The 3722-nt window shown below is 57.8% G+C and carries 3 protein-coding genes and 2 pseudogenes; 4 read left to right on the plus strand and 1 reads right to left on the minus strand.

What is annotated here, in order from left to right; translation table 11 throughout:
- Positions 1 to 9: 9 nt before the first annotated feature.
- Positions 10 to 435, minus strand: coding sequence for an N-acetyltransferase (locus tag HT737_RS26170; protein WP_095666935.1), 426 nt, complete (start codon positions 433 to 435; stop codon positions 10 to 12).
- Between the two features lie 147 nt (positions 436 to 582).
- Between HT737_RS26170 and HT737_RS26175 the strand changes: the two genes are divergently transcribed.
- The 4 genes and pseudogenes from HT737_RS26175 (at position 583) to HT737_RS26190 (ending at position 3661) form a co-directional block, all read left to right on the plus strand.
- A complete protein-coding gene (locus tag HT737_RS26175; protein ID WP_041074240.1) occupies positions 583 to 1020 on the plus strand; it encodes a hemerythrin domain-containing protein in 438 nt (145 codons plus the stop codon).
- A 222-nt stretch (positions 1021 to 1242) separates the two neighbouring features.
- Positions 1243 to 1879: pseudogene (locus HT737_RS26180) on the plus strand (lytic polysaccharide monooxygenase auxiliary activity family 9 protein).
- A gap of 40 nt (positions 1880 to 1919) precedes the next feature.
- Positions 1920 to 2942 (plus strand): annotated as a pseudogene (locus HT737_RS26185) (chitinase); the annotation flags it as partial.
- A 131-nt stretch (positions 2943 to 3073) separates the two neighbouring features.
- Positions 3074 to 3661, plus strand: coding sequence for an NUDIX domain-containing protein (locus HT737_RS26190; protein ID WP_047295083.1), 588 nt, complete (start codon positions 3074 to 3076; stop codon positions 3659 to 3661).
- Positions 3662 to 3722 lie beyond the last annotated feature (61 nt).

The following is a 3722-nucleotide window of genomic DNA, read 5'->3' on the forward strand; positions in this document are numbered from 1 at the left end:
CCTTGAGGTTCAATCCTTCAAGCGCTTCTGGAAATAATGCCGGCTATGCCCCGGCGGGTAATCAACGATCTCGCCAAACTGGCTGAATCCCAGCTTCTTGTAGAACGCCGGCGCCTGAAAATCGAAGGTGTCCAGCCAGATGCCCAGGCAGTTCTTTTCCTTGGCCAGATTTTCCGCCATGGCCATCAGTTCCGAGCCGATGCGCTGTCCGCGACCCTGTTCCGGGACGCAAAGCAACTCGATGTACATCCACTGGAAAATCACCCGGCCATACAAACCGCCGAGTATCGCGTCCTGTTCATCGCGCACCAGCAGGGCGAACGGTTCCGACGTGGAGCCCCCGGTCCGGGCGTCGTTGTACGCAATCAACGGCTCGAGGATAGCCTTGCGCTGTTCTTCCGTAGGGTTCTGCGACAGCTCGATTCGCAACGTCATGCGCAACTTCCTTGTGAGGTGAACGCGCAGCCTATCCTGCCCGGCGGGCGCTTTCCAAGTCCTTGCTCATCCCTTTGGAACCGCCGCTGTTGCGTCGGGGTCTAGCTTCTACAGCGTCATTTCGAACGCGGTTGATGAGGACCCCCCATGAATATTTTCGAAGCCCTTCGCGAAAGCCACGACCGTCAGCGCAATTACGCCAAAGCTCTGGTCGAAACCAGCGGTGATACTCCGGAGCGTGTTGAAGCCTACAAACAGCTCAAGGCCGAACTGCAGGCGCATGAGACCGCCGAAGAACGCCACTTCTACATCCCGCTGATGGAGTTCGACAATGGCGTCGACCTCAGTCGACATGCCATCTCCGAGCATCATGAAATGGACGAGATGATGGAAGAACTGGATGAGACCGAGATGTCCAGCCCGGCGTGGCTGGCCACTGCAAAAAAACTTTCCGACAAGGTTCATCACCATCTCAAGGAGGAGGAGCAGAAATTCTTCCAGATGGCCGGCAAGTTGCTCGACGACAAGCAAAAGGAACAGCTCGCCGGGCAATACGAAAAGGAATACCAGGCACAACTGGAGTGAGTGATGAATGCGGGTTTTTGCTGTGTCGGCGTGTAGGCCTTTAGCCATGCGTCAGGTGGGCGTTGTCGCAATTGGCTGTATATTCATCCAGTATTTGCGGCGTTTTCCGCTTGAGGCGCCGATGGCCTGCGACAAAACCGCCGATGGACAAAAAAACCACCTCCGTTAGCTTGAAGGCCTCTCCTCGGACAGGAGAGTTCTTAAATCAACGGAGTGAAAAACATGAATCAACCACAAGCTCAAACCCAGCTGCGACACGGTCGCGTTACCTCTCCAGCCAGCCGCGGTGCGGTCGCCATCGAGCAAGGATTGCTCGGTGCCTGGCAGGTCAACGAAATGGAAGGTGGCAAGAACTTCCCGGCGCTGACCGCAGGACCTTTTCCTGCGCCCTATGGCAGTGACAGCGACAGCGTCACACCACCCGCCGACGGTTACATTCTCAGCGGTGGCAAGACCGATGCCCGTGACTGTGTGAACTTCACCGACGAGGAAATGAGCAAAAAGCTCAACCGTCCGTTCAACTGGCCGCTGCTCAGCGTCACCCCCGGGCCAGACCCTGGAAGTGAAGTGGGAATACACCGCGCCACACACTACCCGTGGCTATCGCTGGATGATCACCAAGGATGGCTGGGATCCGAAACAGCGTATTTCCCGTGCACAACTCGAGGCGCAGCCTTTCGCCGAAGACTTCTACACTCAAGTGCCGTATTACAGCTATCCGGGGGAATTGAAGGCCAAGGTCAATCATTCGGTGAAGTTGCCGGCCAGCAAAAAGGGTCGTCACGTCATCGTGTTGATGTGGATTGTCGCCAACACCGGTAACGCCTTCTATCAGGCGTTCGACGTCGACTTCAAATAATGGCGTAACGCTCAACCCACAGGTTCTGAAGGATTAGAACATGTCAAATATCGACTTTTCGTTAATGCACAGTCAGGCCGCCGACGCGGCTTCACTGATGCCGAGCATCGCGGGCAAGAACATTCTCATGGGTTTCTGGCACAACTGGCCGGCCGGCCCGAGTGACGGCTACCGTCAGGGCCGCTTTGCCGAGATCGCTCTGGAGGCGGTGCCCAAGGAGTACAACGTGGTTGCGGTGGCGTTCATGAAGGGCAGCGGGATTCCGACCTTCAAGCCGTACAACGTCTCCGATGCCGAGTTCCGGCGCCAGGTCGGCGTGCTCAACAGCCAGGGGCGGGCGGTATTGATCTCCCTGGGCGGCGCCGATGCGCACATCGAATTGCGTGCCGGTCAGGAACAGCCGCTAGCCAATGAAATCATCCGTCTGGTGGAAACCTATGGCTTTGACGGGCTGGACATCGATCTTGAACAGAGCGCGATTGATTTCGCTGCCAACAAGACCGTGCTGCCGGCCGCGCTGAAGCTGGTCAAGGATCACTACGCAGGCCAGGGCAAGCATTTCATCATCAGCATGGCCCCGGAGTTTCCGTACCTGACCACCAACGGCAAATACGTCGGTTACCTGCAGGCGCTGGAAGGCTATTACGACTTCATCGCGCCGCAGTTCTACAACCAGGGCGGCGACGGGGTCTGGGTACCGGAAGCCAATAATGGCAATGGCGCGTGGATCGCGCAGAACAACGACGCGCTGAAAGAGGATTTCCTCTATTACCTGACCGAAAGTCTGGTGACCGGTACCCGGGGCTTCACCAGAATCCCGGCGGACAAGTTCGTCATCGGCCTGCCGGCCAACGTCGATGCCGCTGCCACCGGTTATGTGATCGACAGCACCGCCGTGGGCAATGCGCTCAAGCGTCTGGCGATCAAGGGGCTGCCGATCAAGGGCCTGATGACCTGGTCGGTGAACTGGGACAACGGCGTCAGCAAGGATCGCCTGCCGTACAACTGGGAGTTCAGCCGGCGTTATGGACCGCTGATTCACAGCGCTCGAACAGCGGCGCAGGAAACGGATGATGCGTTGTCGCGCATCGCCCGTTAATCGCAGGTAAAGAAGCCCGGTAGCGCTGCCGGGCTTTTTTTGTGGGCGCGATTAATCGACTATGGGCGTTTTCCGATGACAAAGGATCAGGCGTCATGATCAAGACAGCCGAGCGGGTCAACATCGTCGACACTCAGGTGTTGTCCCACGACTGGTACCTGTTGCAGAAGATCACCTTTGACTACCTGCGCAACAACGGCGACTGGCAGCGGCAGACGCGCGAAGTCTACGACCGGGGCAATGGAGCGGCGATCCTGTTGTTCAACCGCGAACAGCGCACGGTGGTGCTGACCCGCCAATTCCGTTTGCCGGTATTCGTCAACGGCCACGACGGCTTGTTGATCGAAGTGGCGGCAGGTCTGCTGGAAGGTGCGGCACCGGAGCAGCGAATCCGTGACGAAGCCGAAGAGGAGACCGGTTACCGCGTTCACGACGTGAAGAAGGTGTTCGAGGCTTACATGAGCCCCGGTTCGGTGACCGAGAAACTGCACTTTTTCATCGCCGAGTACGACGCGAAATCGAAGGTCAGTGAGGGCGGCGGCCTCGAAGAAGAAACCGAAGAACTGGACGTGCTGGAATGGCGCTTCGATGAGGCCTTGGCGGCGTTCCACCGTGGTGAGATCTGCGATGCCAAGACCATCATGCTGTTGCAGTACGCGGCGATGAATAACCTATTTGCCTGAGAAAGCAAAGATCGCAGCCTGCGGCAGCTCCGACATTGCTCCACCTGTGTAGGAGCTGCCG

The sequence above is a fragment of the Pseudomonas sp. MD195_PC81_125 genome, assembly GCF_014060985.1.
Lineage (GTDB): Bacteria > Pseudomonadota > Gammaproteobacteria > Pseudomonadales > Pseudomonadaceae > Aquipseudomonas > Aquipseudomonas parakoreensis.

Coding starts and splice junctions, on each gene's coding strand:
- HT737_RS26175 (WP_041074240.1), top strand. CDS start 583: ATGAATATTTTCGAAGCCCTTCGCGAAAGCCACGACCGTCAGCGCAAT.
- HT737_RS26170 (WP_095666935.1), bottom strand. CDS start 435: ATGACGTTGCGAATCGAGCTGTCGCAGAACCCTACGGAAGAACAGCGC.
- HT737_RS26190 (WP_047295083.1), top strand. CDS start 3,074: ATGATCAAGACAGCCGAGCGGGTCAACATCGTCGACACTCAGGTGTTG.